This is a genomic window from Micromonospora sp. NPDC004540, from assembly GCF_040610095.1.
Classification (GTDB): Bacteria; Actinomycetota; Actinomycetes; order Mycobacteriales; family Micromonosporaceae; genus Micromonospora.
In genome coordinates this window covers 24,528-40,327 of sequence record NZ_JBEXLR010000053.1, presented here as the reverse complement: position 1 = coordinate 40,327, position 15,800 = coordinate 24,528, and the positions used below count along the sequence as shown (strand labels likewise).

At 71.0% G+C, this 15,800-nt stretch carries 14 protein-coding genes; 10 read left to right on the top strand and 4 right to left on the bottom strand.

Annotated elements, in window-relative coordinates:
* Positions 1-115 precede the first annotated feature (115 nt).
* A complete protein-coding gene (locus tag ABZV78_RS18820) occupies positions 116-2,605 on the bottom strand; it encodes a S8 family serine peptidase (protein WP_355640147.1) in 2,490 nt (829 codons plus the stop codon).
* Positions 2,606-2,855: 250 nt separating this feature from the next.
* Positions 2,856-4,658: a gamma-glutamyltransferase gene (gene ggt, locus ABZV78_RS18815; protein ID WP_355640145.1), complete on the bottom strand. Its 1,803-nt coding sequence runs from the start codon at positions 4,656-4,658 to the stop codon at positions 2,856-2,858.
* Between the two features lie 144 nt (positions 4,659-4,802).
* On the opposite strand from ggt, the gene ABZV78_RS18810 reads away from it, so the two are divergent.
* From ABZV78_RS18810 to ABZV78_RS18800, 3 genes are read left to right on the top strand one after another with little or no spacing between them, the layout of a single operon-like run.
* Positions 4,803-5,198 carry a metalloregulator ArsR/SmtB family transcription factor gene (locus ABZV78_RS18810; RefSeq protein WP_355640143.1) on the top strand — a complete coding sequence of 132 codons (396 nt, stop codon included), beginning with the start codon at positions 4,803-4,805 and terminating at the stop codon, positions 5,196-5,198.
* Positions 5,131-5,613, top strand: coding sequence for an SRPBCC family protein (locus ABZV78_RS18805; protein ID WP_355640141.1), 483 nt, complete (start codon positions 5,131-5,133; stop codon positions 5,611-5,613). Before ABZV78_RS18810 ends, ABZV78_RS18805 begins: the two co-directional genes overlap by 68 nt.
* Entirely contained in the window at positions 5,600-6,172 is a 573-nt protein-coding gene (locus ABZV78_RS18800; RefSeq protein ID WP_355640139.1) for a TIGR03086 family metal-binding protein, read from the top strand. The genes ABZV78_RS18805 and ABZV78_RS18800 overlap by 14 nt, the downstream gene beginning before the upstream one ends.
* Before the next feature lie 13 nt (positions 6,173-6,185).
* Here ABZV78_RS18800 and ABZV78_RS18795 read toward each other — a convergent pair whose 3' ends face one another.
* Together ABZV78_RS18795 and ABZV78_RS18790 are read right to left on the bottom strand one after the other, a co-directional pair.
* Positions 6,186-7,352 (bottom strand): enolase C-terminal domain-like protein, encoded by a 1,167-nt coding sequence (locus ABZV78_RS18795; RefSeq protein WP_355640137.1) that lies wholly within the window; start codon positions 7,350-7,352, stop codon positions 6,186-6,188.
* Positions 7,353-7,365: 13 nt separating this feature from the next.
* Positions 7,366-8,361, bottom strand: coding sequence for a LacI family DNA-binding transcriptional regulator (locus ABZV78_RS18790; protein WP_355640135.1), 996 nt, complete (start codon positions 8,359-8,361; stop codon positions 7,366-7,368).
* 229 nt (positions 8,362-8,590) lie between these two features.
* Here ABZV78_RS18790 and ABZV78_RS18785 point away from each other — a divergent pair, with 229 nt between their 5' ends.
* Genes ABZV78_RS18785 through ABZV78_RS18755 form a run of 7 tightly spaced genes read left to right on the top strand, consistent with a single transcriptional unit; the run spans position 8,591 to position 15,688 of the window.
* Complete coding sequence (locus ABZV78_RS18785) at positions 8,591-9,469, top strand: ABC transporter permease (RefSeq protein ID WP_355640133.1); 879 nt, start codon at positions 8,591-8,593, stop codon at positions 9,467-9,469.
* A gap of 16 nt (positions 9,470-9,485) precedes the next feature.
* Positions 9,486-10,505 carry an ABC transporter substrate-binding protein gene (locus ABZV78_RS18780; RefSeq protein ID WP_355640131.1) on the top strand — a complete coding sequence of 340 codons (1,020 nt, stop codon included), beginning with the start codon at positions 9,486-9,488 and terminating at the stop codon, positions 10,503-10,505.
* Between the two features lie 5 nt (positions 10,506-10,510).
* On the top strand, positions 10,511-11,332 hold the full coding sequence (locus ABZV78_RS18775) for an ABC transporter ATP-binding protein (RefSeq protein WP_355640129.1): 822 nt from the start codon (positions 10,511-10,513) through the stop codon (positions 11,330-11,332).
* Between the two features lie 19 nt (positions 11,333-11,351).
* Positions 11,352-12,503 (top strand): Gfo/Idh/MocA family oxidoreductase, encoded by a 1,152-nt coding sequence (locus ABZV78_RS18770; protein WP_355640127.1) that lies wholly within the window; start codon positions 11,352-11,354, stop codon positions 12,501-12,503.
* Positions 12,500-13,663 carry a dihydrodipicolinate synthase family protein gene (locus tag ABZV78_RS18765; RefSeq protein ID WP_355640125.1) on the top strand — a complete coding sequence of 388 codons (1,164 nt, stop codon included), beginning with the start codon at positions 12,500-12,502 and terminating at the stop codon, positions 13,661-13,663. Before ABZV78_RS18770 ends, ABZV78_RS18765 begins: the two co-directional genes overlap by 4 nt.
* A 58-nt stretch (positions 13,664-13,721) precedes the next feature.
* Complete coding sequence (locus ABZV78_RS18760; protein WP_355640123.1) at positions 13,722-14,567, top strand: sugar phosphate isomerase/epimerase family protein; 846 nt, start codon at positions 13,722-13,724, stop codon at positions 14,565-14,567.
* Positions 14,567-15,688 (top strand): glycerate kinase, encoded by a 1,122-nt coding sequence (locus ABZV78_RS18755; RefSeq protein ID WP_355640121.1) that lies wholly within the window; start codon positions 14,567-14,569, stop codon positions 15,686-15,688. Before ABZV78_RS18760 ends, ABZV78_RS18755 begins: the two co-directional genes overlap by 1 nt.
* Positions 15,689-15,800: the final 112 nt, after the last annotated feature.

The following is a 15,800-nucleotide window of genomic DNA, read 5'->3' as shown; positions in this document are numbered from 1 at the left end:
AGACTTCCAGTTTTTCTTTGCTGGGGCGCGGCCCCGTCTCTTGCGGGCGCCCGGCCCGCCTTTCCTCATGGTCCCTTCACCACGGCTCGATCATGGTCGAGCCGCAGATCACGGCCTACTTCCCGTTGTCCGGCACCGGGTGCATGACGGTCAGGGTCATGCTGTTGTTCTTGTAGGACACCCGGAACAGGTAACCGCCCACGTTCAGGGCCCGGTTCTCGGGCAGCGCGTGGAAGGCGCCCTTGATCGAGCTACCGCTCATGATCGTGAACACGGTGCCCGGAGTCAGCTTGCCCCGCACGTCCAGGTCCAGCTCGCCGTCCAGCACCAGCTTGCCCGCCGCCCGGACGCTCGTGTAGTCCCGGTCGCCGGAGATCGTGACGGCGACGCCACCCTGCCTGCCGACGGTCACGTTCCCGCCGACGCTCAGGACGTTGCCCGCGGAGGCGCCGGTGAGGTGCGCGGCCTCGTCGGACGCGAGCCCGGGCCGCAGCACGCCGCTGGTGACGGTCACGCTGTCACCCACGCTGCCACTGCCGCCGAACGTGCCGCCCTTGACGTCGATCGAGCTTGCGTGCGAGCCGGTGATCGAAAGCTTGCCGCCCTCGACCGTCGTGCCGCCCTCGTAGGTCTCGTCGCCCGTCATGATCAGCGTCCCGGGGCCCTGCTTGGTCAGAGAGGCCGTGTAGAGGTTGTTGTCGATGTTGTTCTGAATGTAGGCCGCGCGCTGGTCCATCCATTCCTTGCGCCACTTGACGGCATCCTCATAGGTGATCTTGTCGTACAACTCGGGATGGCCGTTGGTGATAGCTTGGATGTGGGGATCACCCAGAATGCCCTGAAGCATGAAGGCCTGCTCGTCAAGCGTGCCGTCCGGGTTCAGCACGTTGGGGCTGAATTCACCGGCGTAGGCAATGCCTTGCTCCTTGTAGCCCGCCAGCCACTCCAGATCTTCCTTTTCCCGTTCCTTGATCGCGATCTGGCTGATGTCGTTCGACCAGACGTCCAGGGGCGCTTTATCCATGTTGTAGGTCATGGGGCTCAGGAGCTGGCCGGGGCCGTACATGCCCTTGGCCAGATCGGGAATCCCCCAGCCCCAGCGTTCGTCCGGAAGACCGTCGGGAGCGGTCCAGGCGATGGATGCCCCGGAGGGGGAGGTCTGCCCGGTGCCGAGGAATCTCACGCCGTCGGACATCTTGTTGTTCGCCGTGGTGAACATCAGCTCACGCACCTGCTTGGCGTCCATGTCCGGATAGCGGGAGAGCAGAACCCCCATCACCCCTGTCGCAACGGGCGTTGCCGGTGACGTGCCGCTTGAGTTCGAATAGTTGGTGTCACCACCACTGCTCGTGGTCCGAACGTTGTTTGAGGGGGTAGACACGTTCCACCATTTGGCGAGCCCCGCCTCGTTGTACCCGAACTGCTTGGTGTATTCGGGATTGGTCGCAGTGGGCGGCTGCACCCCGCCGACGGCTATCCACTGCTTTTCCGCCGAAGGATTGAAGAGGGGATACGCCGGGCGAAAATACGGGTTGCTCCAGTCGTTGTTGCCGGCCGACCTCGCGTTGACGGTACCGCTGTCCTTGATGGCGTCCCAGATGGCGTCCATGAAGGAACGTCCGGGGTACTTCGGATTGTATTGAATGCCGCCTTCCGAGTAGCTCTTCTTGAAGAAGAAATACTGGTACTCCAGATCCTTCAGGTACTCGTTGGGGATGATGGTCGCCATTGCCGTGGCGCTGGCACTGTCCTTGCCAGGCAGTTGGTAAGCGTTGGCGCGGTTGCCGTTGACTCCAAGGTCCTTTCCCGAGCCGTCATAGCGGGCCCTGTCAAGAGTCTGGACAAAAGAGCCCCAACTGCTGTTGATGACCTGGGCGCCTGCATCGACCAGGGCCTTATTGGCCGTATACCAGTACACGTAATCGTGGAAGGGGCCGTGGGACTGGCTGTCGGAGCCGCCGGTCTTGGCCACATACATCTTCGACCCGAAGGCGATGCCGTGCTGGTCTATACCATCGCGCATGCCGGAGGTAACCCCAAGCATACCGGTCCCGTGCGAATAGTCACTTGTTCTCGCCTGATCACCGGCCACAGTGAACCACTCGCCCGCAGTAAAAGGGTTCGCCGGGATCGCACCACGATACCCGTAGCCGGACGTGCCGTACACACCCTCCCCTGCAACCGGCTCGATCAGCTCGGTCTGAAATGCTTCGTGTGTAGGCCGGTAGCCCGAATCCATCATGCCCAGCTTGACGCCCTGCCCGCAGTACCCCAAGGCGTAGGCGGTGGACGCGTTTACCGCGGTGAGCTGCCACGGGGAATTGACGGCCGTGCCAGGAGTAGAAGGATTATGGCCGGTATAATAACCATATTCCGGGGTTTCCCAACTGGCTTTGGCGCCATCCAGTTCCCTTGGACTCGTGGCGACAAAGCCGGGGTCTTCCGGGTACGACCACTGCGCGCAGTCTTCCGGGTTCGACCCCTGCGCGCTGGCCGGGCGTTCGTCGGCCCCCGGCCCGGCCACGGCGCCGGTCGCCGGCAGGCCGGCGGCCACGACCGCCAAGGCCAGCACGGAGCCGCGCCCGGCAAGCTTCCCTCTTCGCATCTGCGTGCTCCCCCTCTCCACACCACCCGTCGACCAGCGGCTCGAGGTCCCTCGTCGGTACGGACACGGGCCAGCCGCCACAACGGTCGAACCGAACCTACGGACCGACGTGCGGCAGGTCATCGGACACCTGCGGAAGATGGCCGCCGTCGGCTCCTACGCCTGTCGCACCGTCCCCGCCGGCGCTGGACCGAGAGCCGACCCGAGGTATGACTTCTCGGCGCCAGCGCCATCACCGCGGTCCCCGTCGTCAGTCGCGCCCCCAGCGGCCGACGACGGCCGCCGCGCCGCCGCCGCGGCGTACGGGCTCGGCCGCGGCGACCAGCCGGCCGTCCGCCAGGAACTCGATACCGGTCGCCGCCCCGATCTCCGCAGTGGGCGAGAAGGCGTGGCCCGGCGGGAGGCCGGTGGCGTACCCGGTGATGAAGGCCGACTCCGCCTGGGTGCTGGCGCCGTTGCGCTGCGACGCCCGCGGCGCGGCGAGGGCCTCCGGCAGCGTCATGCCCCGGTCGATCCGGTTCACCAGCATCTGCAGGACGGTGGTGATGATCGTGGCGCCGCCGGGCGAGCCGACGGCCAGGAACGGCCGGCCGTCGGCCAGCACGATCGTGGGTGACATGGAGCTGCGCGGGCGCTTGCCCGGCCCCGGGAGGTTCGGGTCGGTCGCGGCGCCCTGGGTCGGCGCGAAATTGAAGTCGGTCAGCTCGTTGTTGAGCAGGAATCCCCGGCCGGGCACAACCATGCCGTTGCCGCCGGTCGCCTCGATGGTCAGCGTGTATTCCACGACGTTGCCCCACCGGTCGGCCACGGTCAGGTTGGTGGTGCCGGTGCGGTCGTCGCGGACGTCGGCGACCGCCGCCGCCGAACAGCCGCCGTAGGCGCCGTCGGGGACGCCGGGCGCGACCGGCTTCGGCAGTGCCGCCGACGGGTCGATCAGGCAGGCCCGCTCCTTGGCGTACGCGTCGCTGAGCAGCTCGCGGAGCACGTTCTGCTGGGTGTGGTCGCCGACGTACCGGTTACGGTCGGCGAACGACAGCGCGCTGGCCTCCAGGTAGTGGTGCATCGCCTGGGTCGCGGTCATGGACCGCAGGTCGAACTGCTCGAGGATGTTGAGCGCCTCCCCCACGGCGGTGCCGCCGCTGGACGGGGTGGACATGCCGTACACCTCGAAACCGCGGTAGTCCGACCGGGCCGGCTCGGGGAATCGGGTGCGGTACGCGGCGAGGTCGGCGGCGGTCATGCCGGCCGGGCGGATCGGGTAGGGCCACGAGCCGACCGGCTGCGCCGCCACCGGCGGGTGCTGCACGGTCGCGACCACATCGCGACCGACCTCGCCGCGGTAGAGCACGTCGGTGCCCCGCTTGGCGATCAGCCGGTACGTCCCGGCGAGGTCCGGGTTGCGGAAGGTGCTGCCGACCGCCGGCGGCTGCCCGCCGGGCAGGTAGAGCGCGCTGGTCGAGTTGAACTGGCCGAACGCCGCCCGGTTCCCGGCGACCTGCCCGGCGAAGGTCTCGTCGACGGGGAAGCCGTCCTCGGCGACCCGCGCGGCGGGCGTGAGCAGCTGCGCGAGCGACCGGGTGCCCCAGCGGTCCAGCGCGTCCTGCCAGGTGAGCAGGGTGCCCGGGACGCCGACCGACAGGCCGCTGATCCGGGCCTCGTCGAACCGGTACGGCGCTCCGGTGGCCGGGTCGATGAAGGTGGTCTCGCTCATCGAGGCGGGTCCGGCCTCGCGGCCGTCGATGGTGTGCACCCGCCGGCTCTTCGCGTCGTAGTAGACGAAGAAGCCCCCGCCGCCGATGCCGGCCGAGAAGGGTTCGGTGACGCCGAGCGTCGCCGCGGCGGCGACCGCCGCGTCGACCGCGTTGCCGCCGCGGCGCAGCACGTCCAGGCCGACGGCCGTGGCGGTGGCATCCACGGTGGACACCGCTCCCCCGTACCCGACGGCCACCGACTCCTTCGGCGGCGCGGCCGGCTTCGCCTGGGCGGGAACGGTGGTCCCGGCCATGAGCGTGGCCAGGGCGATGGTCGCGGTGACGAGGGCCCGAAATCTCATGTGGCCTCCCAGATCGACATGAGTGAACCTCCTGCCTACTCCACCGATCGAGGGCGGGCAACCCGAGGACCGGGCGGGTTGTTGACGGCTGGTTCGCCCGGTGCCTACAGTGCTTTAAACCATCTAGTTGAAAGGGCGGAACGGATGACCACGGATGCGCTGTCCCGGGCCTTCGCCGCCCTCGCGGATCCGACCCGGCGCGACATGGTGGCCCGGCTCTCCGAAACCGACGCGACCGTGAGCCAGTTGGCCGAGCCGTACAGGATGACGCTGCAGGCGGTCTACAAGCACCTGCGGGTGCTCGAGGACGCCGGACTGGTCAGCCGGCCGAGCGGGCCGCAGCCCCGGCCGGTGCGCCTGGAGGCTCAGGCCCTCGACCTGATGGACACCTGGATCGAGCGCCACCGGCGCCGCGTCGAGCAGCGCTATCGCCGCCTCGACGCCGTGCTGGCGGAGATGAGAGGAGAAAAGCATGGACAGGATCACGGAGACAGCAATCGAGGCCGATCCGAGGCTGCCGGTCATCCGGATGAGTCGTGACTTCGCGGCAACGCCCGAGCAGCTGTTCCGCGCCCACACCGATCCCGAGTTGTACGCCCGGTGGGTCGGTCCCGACACCACGGCCACCCGCATCGAGCACTGGGACGCATCCACCGGCGGCAGCTGGCGGTACGTCTCGACGCACGACGGCACGGAGTACTGGTTCCGCGGCTGCTTCCACGAGGTACGGCCGGACCGCATCGTGCAGACCTTCACGTTCGAAGGCGAGCCCGACGGAGTCGCGCTGGAGACGTTGTGGTTCGAGGACCTGGGCGACGGCCGCACGCGGCTCCGGACACAGTCCCTCGTCGACAGCTTCGAAGGCCGCGACGCGTGGCTGCGCAGCGGCATGGAGGTCGGTGTCAACGACGGCTACGCGAAGCTGGAGAGGATGATCATCGATGGCGCTGTCTGACCGCCCGGCCGCTCGGCACCGGCAGGTCGCCGGGCTGTTCACCGACCGGGTCCGGGGTGCCCGATCGTGGGACGTGCCAGCCCCGGTCGCCGGCTGGAGCGCCCGCGACGTGGTGCGTCACCTGACCGAATGGTTCCCCGGGTTTCTCGCCTCCGGCGCCGGCATCGACCTGCCCAAGGGGCCGTCCGTGGACGAGGACCCGGTCGCCGCCTGGCAGATTCACCGCGATGCCGTGCAGGCGGTGCTGGACGATCCGGAGACGGCGCACCGGCACCTCACCAACCCCCACATCGGCAGCCTGCCGCTGGCGGCCGCGATCGACCGGTTCTACACCACCGACGTGTTCATGCACACCTGGGACCTCTCCAGGGCCACCGGCCAGGGCGACGCGCTGGACCCGGAGTTCTGCGCTGAACTCCTCGGTGGGATGGAGCAGATGGAGGAGGTCATCCGCTCCTCCGGCCAGTACGGCCCGCGAGTGGCGGTGCCCGCGGACGCGGATGCCCAGACCAAACTGCTGGGCTTCATCGGCCGGGATCCGTTCTGGTCGAAGCCGTGAGTCGAACCCCGGACTACCGGGCGAGCACGTCCACGGCGAGTTCCCGCACCACCGACTCGTCCACCTCGACGCCGAGCCCGGGCCCCGTCGGCACCTGGGCGACGCCGTCGCGCACCTCGACGGTCGCGCCGGTGGCGTAGGAGGAGGTGAGGAACTGCCGGCCGTTCAGGTCGACGGGCGTGTCGATGCCGTACGCGGCGAACAGGTGCAGCGACGCGGCCAGCCCGAGGTCCGAGTCGGTGAGCCCCGACCCCATGAGCCGTACCCCGGCGTCCTCGGCGAGGGCGCAGAGCCGCCGGGACAGCGTCAGACCGCCGCTGCGCTGCACCTTGGCGATCGCCACGTCCACCGCGTTGAGCTTCACGAACGTCGCCAGGTCGCTCGGGTGGCGCAGGCTCTCGTCGAGCGCGACGGGAATCGGTGAGGTCTCCCGCAGCCGGCGTTGCCCGGCCACGTCGTTGGCCGGCAGCGGCTGCTCGAACGCGGTGACGTCGAGGTCGGCCAGCCGGCGGGCCATCCGCAGTGCGCCGTCGACGGTGTAGCCCTGGTTGGCGTCGACCCAGAGGGCGGCGTCGGGCGCGGCCTCGCGGACGGCCCGCACCACGGCGGCGTCCTCGGCCTCGCTGTGCAGGCCGACCTTCACCTTGAACGCCCGGTAGCCCAGTTTGCCGCCCTCCGCGACGGCGTCGGCGACCTCCTCGGCGGTCTGCCCGGAGACGATCCAGCCGAGCTCGATGGTCTCCCGGCGGCGCTGTCCCCACAGCACCCCGACCGGTACGCCGAGCGCGCGGCCGAGCAGGTCGTGCAGGGCCACGTCGACGGCGCTCTTGGCCAGCGGCGAGCCGATGGTGAAGCCGCGGTTGATCGCGCGGTCGAAGGCGGTGGTGACGCCGTCGAGGTCCCAGGCGGGGCGGCCCAGGATGGCCGGGGCGAGGTACCGGTCGATGGTGGTGACGATCGATTCGGCGGTCTCGTAGGTCCAGGCGGGGATGGGGGTGGCCTCACCCCAGCCGGCGATGCCGTCGGCGGTGACCTTCACGAGGATGCGGATGCTGGGTGTGCCGGCGACGGCGACCGACCCGCCGGACACCCCGAACGAGCGCACGGTGGGCAGCGCGACGGCGTACGTGTCGACGGCGTCGATGGTCAGCCCCGACAGGGCGGTGGCGGGCGAGATCACGAAACAACCTCCGTCAGACGAGCTTGGCGGTGCTGGCCCGGACGACCACCTCGCCGCCCATCCGCAGCAGCCGGCGCCGGCGTCCGTTGTTCTCGGTCAGCGCCAGCTCCATCGCCTTCTCCCCGAGCCGTTGCAGCGGCAGCGCCACCGTGGTCAGCGGGGGGGTGAGGTCGCGGACGATCGGGATGTCGTCGAAGCCGGCGACCGAGATGTCGTTCGGCACCGACAGGCCGTTGTCGCGTAGCGCCGCGCAGGCGCCGATGGCCATCACGTCGGTCAGCGCGAACACGCAGGTGGCCGCCGATCCCCGGGCCAGCAGCTCGGACATCGCGCCGTACCCGCCGTCGCGGGTGAAGGGGCCCTCGACGACGTCGGCCGGGTCCAGCGTCACGCCGGCCTTGGCCAGTTCGTCGCGGAAGCCGCCGAGCCGGTCGGCGACGGTGGTGAGCGCCCGCGGCCCGGAGAGCACGGCGAACCGGCGGTGGCCGAGGTCGAGCAGGGCGCGGGCCATGGCGGCGGCGCCGGCCCGGTTCTCCGGCAGCACGCTGTCGACCTTCAGGCTGCGGTGCCGGCTGACCACGGCGACCCGGCCGCCACCGTCCAGGTAGGGCTTCAGCTCGGCCTCCAGGGCCCGCTCCCAGCGGGCGTCCTCGAAGCCGGAGCCGATCAGCAGGATGGCCGGGGCGCGCTCGGCGCGCAGCATCGACACGTACGCGATCTCGCGCTCGGGGTCGCGGAAGGTGCTGGCCAGCATGACCAGCAGGTCGTTGTCCCCGGCGACCCGCATGACGCCGCCGGCGATGGCGGCGAAGTAGGGGTCGGTGACGTCGTGGCAGATGACGCCGACGGTGCGGTGCGAGGCGCCGGCGAGGGCCCGGGCGTGCGCGTTGGGGGTGTAGGCCAGCTTCTCGGCGGCGGCGATGACCCGGTCCCGCAGTTGCGGGGTGACCCGCATGCCGTTGAGCGCCCGGGAGGCCGTGGCCAGCGAGACGTCCGCCGCTCTGGCCACGTCTTCCAAGGTCACGTGCGCCCGTGGCTGCATCGAATCTCCCCCTGCGGAAGTTCTTGACCGGATTATTTCGGCGTGGTTACCGTAGCATCCTGAAAGCGCTTACTGAAAGCGCATTCAGGGCCGGTTCCCCGTCCTCAGCGGGGTCGTCCGGCCCTGCCGACGGCACGCGCCTACCCAGCGGCTGAGTACCCGGAAACCGCCGGCCAGCCAGGGAGAACGGAGGGTCATGGCCGCGCAGAGCACCATCGAGCAACCGGAGCGCACCGCTCCCGCCGGCGCCACCGCGTCGGCCGCCCGCCGCCCGGCTGCGGCGGGCGCCGGCCTGCTCCGGTTCGCCCGGAACACCTGGCGCCCCGCCGCGGTCCTCGTGGCCATCCTGGTCGTCTGGTGGGTGGTCACCGCCGCGGAGCTGGTGAAGCCCTACCTGGTTCCCTCACCCGCCACGACGCTGGACGTCGTCCTCGCCCAGCCGGGTTACTTCGCGCACCACACCTGGATCACCACGTACGAGACGGTGCTGGGCTTCGCCATCGCCATCGTGGTCGGCGTGCTCTCCGCGGTGGTCATGGTCTACTCGCCCACCGTCGAGAAGAGCCTCTACCCGCTGCTGCTGTTCGCCCAGGTCATTCCGAAGATCGCGATCGCGCCGCTGTTCATCGTGTGGCTCGGCTTCGGGCTCTCCCCCAAGGTCGTCGTCGCGGTCCTGATGGCCTTCTTCCCGATCGTCATCTCCACGGTCACCGGTCTCAAGTCGATCGACCCGGAGATGCTGCAACTCTCGGCCACCATGGGCGCCGGTCCCGCCCAGACGTTCCGGAAGATCCGGTTCCCGGCCGCCCTGCCGCACCTGTTCGCCGGCCTCAAGGTCGCCGCCACCATGGCCGTCACCGGCGCCGTCGTCGGTGAGTTCGTCGGCGCCAACGAGGGCCTCGGCTACGTGATCCTGCAGGCCAACGGCAACCTCGACACCCCGACCCTGTTCGCCGGGCTGATCATCATGTCGCTGCTCGGCGTGATCCTCTTCGTCGTCGTCGAACTGCTGGAGTACCTCGTTCTCCCCTGGCACGCCAGCCGCCGCACCGACGCCGCCACCACAACGATGTGAACAGGAGAACCCTCGGATGAAGTTGCGTACTCTCGCCGCCGTGCTGCTGCCGGCGCTCCTACTGTCCGTCACCGCCTGCGGCGACTCGTCCTCCGGCGAGCAGGCCAAGAACGCCCAGGGCCTGGACAAGGTCACCCTCACCCTCAACTGGTACCCCTACGGCGAGCACGCGCCGTTCTACTACGGCAAGAAGCAGGAGATCTTCGCCAAGCACGGCATCGACCTGACCATCCAGGCCGGGCAGGGCTCGCAGAAGACGATCCAGGCCACCGCCGCCGGGCAGACGGACTTCGGCTGGGCCGACACCCCGGCCCTGCTCTCCGGGGTCGGCCAGGGCATGGACGTCAAGAGCGTCGGCGTCTTCCTGCAGACCACCCCCTCGTCGGTGCAGTTCTTCAGCGACAAGAACATCGCCTCCCCCGCCGACCTCAAGGGCAAGACCATCGCCTCCACGGCCGGCGACGCGCTGAGCAAGACCTTCCCGGCGTTCCTCAAGGCCAACGGGCTCGCCGCCAGCGACGTGACCCTGCAGAACACCGACCCGGCCGGCAAGATGGCCGCCGTCATGTCGGGTAAGACCGACGCGCTGCTCGGCTTCGCCACCGACCAGGGCCCGACCATGCAGGAGAAGGCCGGCAAGCAGGTCTCCTACCTGAAGTTCGCCGAGCACGGCCTGACCTTCTACAGCAACGGCCTGCTCGCCTCCGGCGACACCATCAAGAACAAGCAGGACCTGGTCAAGCGGATGGTCGCGGCCAGCAGCGAGGCCTGGGCCGCCGCCGAGAAGGACCCCGCCGGCGCCGTGGCGGCCATGCAGGGCGCGTCCCAGCAGCTGCCGTCGGAGAAGGTGCTCACCGAGCAGTTCAACGCCACGCTCCAGCTGCTGCACACCGACGCCACCAAGGGCCAGGCTCCCGGCGTCAACGACGAGTCCGACTGGCAGAAGACCATCACCGTCTTCGCCGACGCCGGTGTGATCACCAAGGCGGAGTCGCCGTCGAAGTACTGGGACGCGAGCTTCTCACCGAAGGGATGAGACCGATGACGGTCGGCAACACCACCACGCAGCGTTCCACGGATGCCACGGCGACCGGCGCCGCGGTCGACATCGACCAGGTCGCGGTCCGGTTCCGCACCAAGAAGAAGGACGTCACCGCGCTGCGCGACGTCTCGTTGCGGATCGAGCCGGGCGAGTTCGTCGCCATCGTCGGCGCCTCCGGCTGTGGCAAGTCCACGCTGCTGAAGTTGGTGTCCGGCCTGCTGCGGCCGTCGTCCGGCGAGGTCCGCCTGCACGGCGAGGACGTGCGGGGGCCGCGGCGCGACATCGGGTACGTCTTCCAGCGCGCCGCTCTGCTGGAGTGGCGTACGGCCCGGCGCAACATCCTGCTCCAGGCCGAGATGCGGGGCATGCCGAAGGCGCAGGCACGCCAGCGCGTCGACGAGCTGATCGCGATGACCGGGCTGACCGGCTTCGAGGACGCGTACCCGAACGAGCTCTCCGGTGGCATGCAGCAGCGCGTGGCCCTGTGCCGCGCGCTGCTGCACCGCCCGCCGGTGCTGCTCATGGACGAGCCGTTCGGGGCGCTCGACGCCCTCACCCGCGAGCAGATGAACGTCGAGCTGCGGCGGATCTGGCGGGAGACCGGCACCACCGTCCTGCTGGTCACGCACTCCATCGCCGAGGCGGTCTACCTGGCCAACCGGGTGATCGTCATGACCCCTCGACCCGGCACCGTCGCCGAGGTCATCGATGTCGACCTTCCCGTCGAGCGGGACTACGGCCAGACCATGTCGGCGCCGGAGTTCGCCCGCGCCACGGGACGCATCCGGGACCTGCTGGGTGCGACGACGACCGCCGAATAACCACTGGAAGGAAACACACGTGGAGCGCACGTCAATCGGGATCATCCTCAACGGGGTGACCGGCCGGATGGGGTACCGGCAGCACCTGGTCCGGTCCCTGCTCGCCATCCGCGAGCAGGGCGGCCTGCCCGCCCGCGACGGCAGCCGCATCTGGCCCGAGCTGACCCTGGTCGGCCGCAACGAGGCCAAGCTCGCCGAGATCGCCGCCCGGCACGGGCTGACCTCGTACACGACCGACCTGGACGCCGCGCTCGCCGACGACTCCCACCAGATCTACTTCGACGCGCAGGTGACCGCGCAGCGGGAGAAGGCCATCCGGGCGGCCATCGAGGCCGGCAAGCACATCTACACCGAGAAGCCGCTCGCCGAGGGGCTGACCGGCTCGCTGGAGCTGGCCCGGCTCGCCGCCGCCAAGGGCGTCAAGAACGGCGTCGTACAGGACAAGCTCTTCCTGCCCGGCCTGCGCAAGCTCAAGCGGCTGGTCGACAGCGGCTTCTTCGGCCGGATCCTGTCGGTGCGCGGCGAGTTCGGCTACTGGGTGTTCGAGGGTGACTGGCAGGACGCCCAGCGGCCGAGCTGGAACTACCGCGCCGAGGACGGCGGCGGCATCACCGTGGACATGTTCCCGCACTGGCACTACGTGCTGGAGCAGATCTTCGCCCCGGTGACCGCGGTGACCGCGCACATCGCCACGCACATCCCCGAGCGGGTCGACGAGACCGGCCAGACCTACCGGGCCACCGCCGACGACGCCGCGTACGGCATCTTCGAGCTGGCCGGCGGCATCACCGCGCAGATCAACTCCTCCTGGGCGGTCCGGGTCTACCGGGACGAGCTGGTCGAGTTCCAGGTCGACGGCACGCACGGCAGCGCCGTGGCCGGGCTGCGCGAGTGCCGCATCCAGCACCGCGGCGCCACCCCGATGCCGGTGTGGAACCCGGACCTCCCGGTCACCGAGAACTTCCGCGCCCAGTGGCAGACCGTCCCCGACAACGACGACTTCGACAACGGGTTCAAGGTGCAGTGGGAGGCGTTCCTGCGGCACGTCGTCGACAACGAGCCGTTCCCGTGGGACTTCCTGGCCGGCGCCCGCGGCGTCCAGCTCGCCGAGGCCGGGCTGCGCTCGGCCAGGGAGGGACGCCGGATCGAGATCGAGGAGCTCGGGCTGTGACCGCCCGGATCACCCTGCCCCGCCCGGCCGGCGGCGCCGAGGAGCTGACCCTGCACGAGCCGGCCGGCTGGCAGCGGCCGGCCACACCGCCGGCCAGCCGGATCGCGTACGCCGCGGCGCACGTGGTCGCCGACCCGCACGCGGACAACGCGCCCGGCCGGCCCGCCCGGCTGGACTGGGACGCCACCCTGAGCGTCCGGCGCAACCTCTGGTCCTGGGGGCTCGGCGTCGCCGAGGCGATGGACACCGCCCAGCGCGGGATGGGGCTGGACTGGGCGGCCACCCGGGAGCTGATCCGGCGCAGCGCCGCCGAGGCCGCCGCCTGCGGCGGGCGCATCGTCGCCGGGGCGGCCACCGACCAGCTCACCGGCGTGCCGGACACCCTGGACGAGGTCGTCGGCGCGTACGTCGAGCAGGTCGCCTTCGTGCAGGAGTGCGGCGCGACCGCCGTGGTGATGGCCAGCCGGCAGCTCGCCGCGCTGGCCACCGGGCCGGACGACTACCTGCGCGTCTACGAGCAGGTGCTGCGGGAGACATCCACGCCGGTGGTGCTGCACTGGCTCGGCGACATGTTCGACCCGGCCCTCGCGGGCTACTGGGGGTCGACGCAGCTCGACGAGGCCACGAAGACGTTCGTCTCGCTGATCCAGGCCCACGCCGACGTCATCGACGGGGTGAAGGTGTCGCTGCTCGACGCCGAGCGGGAGGTGCGGCTGCGCGAGCTGCTGCCACCCACCGTGAAGGTCTACACGGGCGACGACTACCACTACCCGGAGCTGATCGCCGGCGACGGCGGGCGGTTCAGCCACGCGCTGCTCGGCGCGTTCGCGGCGATCGCCCCCGCCGCGTCGGCGGCGCTGCAACGCCTCGACGCCGGCGACACGGCGGGCTTCCGGGAGATCCTGGACCTCACCGTGCCGCTGTCCCGGCACGTCTTCGCCCCGCCGACGCAGTACTACAAGACCGGCATCGCCTTCCTGTCCTGGCTCAACGGCTTCCAGCCCGGCTTCACCATGGTGGGCGGGCTGCACAGCGGCCGCAGCGTGCCGCACCTGGTGCAGGTGTTCCGGCTCGCCGACGCCGCCGGGCTGCTGCTCGACCCGGACCTGGCCGTCGCCCGGATGCGGCGCTACCTGTCCGTCGCCGGGGTGACCGCGTGAGCGCGAGGAGTGAGCCGGTCCTGCGAGCCCCGCAGACGCGAACGAAAGGGGGCACCGCGTGAGCGCCGTCGGGGTCGACCCGCGCCTGGCGAAGCTGTCGCTCAACCAGCGCACCACCGAGTCCTGGTCGGTGCGGGAAGCCGTCGAGGGCTGCGTCCGCGCCGGCATCCCGGCCATCGGGCTGTGGCGCGAGCCGGTGGCCGAGATCGGGGTGGCCACTGCCGCGAAGCTCGTCGCCGACGCGGGACTGCGGGTGTCGTCGCTGTGCCGGGGCGGCTTCCTCACCGCCGGCGGCGAGGCGGGCCGGGCCGCGCTGGAGGACAACCGGCGCGCCATCGACGAGGCCGCCGGCCTGGGCACGGACTGCCTGGTCATGGTCGTCGGCGGCCTGCCGCCCGGCTCCCGCGACCTGCGCGGCGCCCGGCAGCGCGTGGCCGACGCCCTCGCCGAGCTGGCCCCTTACGCGGGCGAGCGGGGCGTTCGGCTGGCCCTGGAGCCGCTGCACCCCATGTACTGCGCGGACCGGGCGGTGCTGTCCACCCTGGGGCAGGCGCTCGACCTGGCCGAACCGTTCCCGGTCGCGCAGGTGGGTGTCGTCGTCGACACCTTCCACATCTGGTGGGACCCGGACGTGTGGCGGCAGATCGCCCGGGCCGGCGACCGCATCGCCAGCTTCCAGGTCTGCGACTTCCTCACCCCGCTCCCGGCCGACGTGCTGCTCGGCCGGGGCATGATGGGCGACGGGCACATCGACTTCCCGCCGTTCCGGCGGGCCGTCGAGGAGGCCGGCTACACCGGCGACACCGAGGTGGAGATCTTCAACGCCGAGGTGTGGGCGACCGACCCCGACGAGGTCCTCGCAACCATGAAGGACCGGTACCTCCAGCTCGTCCTCGCCGACTGATGCGGATCGTCGTCGCGCCCGACTCGTTCAAGGGCTCCGTCACCGCCGACGACGCCGCCCGGGCCCTGGCCCGCGGCTGGCTCGCCCACCGGCCCGGCGACGACGTACGGCTGCTGCCCCTCGCGGACGGCGGCGAAGGCACGGTCGACGCCTTCGCCGCCGCCCTGCCCGACGCCGACCGCCGCATCCTGGCCGTGCCGGGCCCGGACGGCGGCCCGGTCTCCGCCGCCTGGCTGCTGCTGCCCGACGGGACGGCCGTGCTGGAGCTGGCCCAGTCCAGCGGACTGCCGCTGATGCCCCACCCGGACCCGCTCGGCGCGCACACCTACGGGCTCGGCGTGGTGGCGCGGGCCGCCCTTGCCGCCGGGGCCACCCGACTCGTGATCGGCCTCGGCGGCTCGGCGTCCACCGACGGCGGCGCCGGCGCGCTGCGCGCCCTCGGGCTGCGGCTGCAGGACAACCTCGGCCGAGACCTGCCGCTGGGCGGTGCGGCGTTGGCCGACCTGGCCCACCTCGACACCACCTACCTGCTCCCCGCGCCGCCCGGCGGTGTGCACCTGCTGGTCGACGTGACCGCGCCGCTGACCGGCCCGGCCGGGGCCGCCGCCGTGTACGGGCCGCAGAAGGGCGCGGAACCGGCGGACGTGACGCTGCTGGACGCGGCGCTGAGGCGGTTCGCCGAGCTGGCCGGCGGTGACCCCGCCGAGCCGGGCGCGGGCGCGGCGGGCGGCACCGCGTACGGCCTGGCGGCATTGTGGGGTGCGCGTATCGCCCCGGGCGCGACGACGATCGCCGAGCTCGTCGGGCTCGCGGACGCCCTCGCGGGGGCGGACCTGGTGCTCACCGGTGAGGGACGGTTCGACGAGACCTCGCTCAGCGGCAAGGTGGTCGGTTCACTGCTGGACTCGGCAGCGTCCGCCGGCGTGCGCGTCGGGGTGGTCGCCGGGCAGATCAGGGGGCCCGTACCGACGTCGGTGTCGGCGGCGGTGTCCCTGGTGGAGCTCGCGGGTGCGGTGGAGGCGGCGCTGGACGGCCCGGAGAGATGGCTGCACGAGGCCGGTGGCCGGCTGGCCGACCTGCTGAACCCGACCGTGGATCGGGTGGGCACGCCGCCGGCGTGAGCTCCGTCAGCCGAACTACCCGCTACGCGTAGGGCCCGCGCCTGCGTGGCGCGGGCCCTACGGCGGTCTCCTCTCGGCGCTGACCGGGGTTGGTGCTGGTCAGAGCGCCGGT

Excerpts from the sequence above, each read along its gene's own strand:
- ABZV78_RS18805 (WP_355640141.1), top strand. The coding sequence starts at position 5,131 with ATGGACAGGATCACGGAGACAGCAATCGAGGCCGATCCGAGGCTGCCG.
- ggt (WP_355640145.1), bottom strand. The coding sequence starts at position 4,658 with ATGAGATTTCGGGCCCTCGTCACCGCGACCATCGCCCTGGCCACGCTC.
- ABZV78_RS18785 (WP_355640133.1), top strand. The coding sequence starts at position 8,591 with ATGGCCGCGCAGAGCACCATCGAGCAACCGGAGCGCACCGCTCCCGCC.
- ABZV78_RS18820 (WP_355640147.1), bottom strand. The coding sequence starts at position 2,605 with ATGCGAAGAGGGAAGCTTGCCGGGCGCGGCTCCGTGCTGGCCTTGGCG.
- ABZV78_RS18800 (WP_355640139.1), top strand. The coding sequence starts at position 5,600 with ATGGCGCTGTCTGACCGCCCGGCCGCTCGGCACCGGCAGGTCGCCGGG.
- ABZV78_RS18755 (WP_355640121.1), top strand. The coding sequence starts at position 14,567 with ATGCGGATCGTCGTCGCGCCCGACTCGTTCAAGGGCTCCGTCACCGCC.
- ABZV78_RS18810 (WP_355640143.1), top strand. The coding sequence starts at position 4,803 with ATGACCACGGATGCGCTGTCCCGGGCCTTCGCCGCCCTCGCGGATCCG.
- ABZV78_RS18780 (WP_355640131.1), top strand. The coding sequence starts at position 9,486 with ATGAAGTTGCGTACTCTCGCCGCCGTGCTGCTGCCGGCGCTCCTACTG.
- ABZV78_RS18775 (WP_355640129.1), top strand. The coding sequence starts at position 10,511 with ATGACGGTCGGCAACACCACCACGCAGCGTTCCACGGATGCCACGGCG.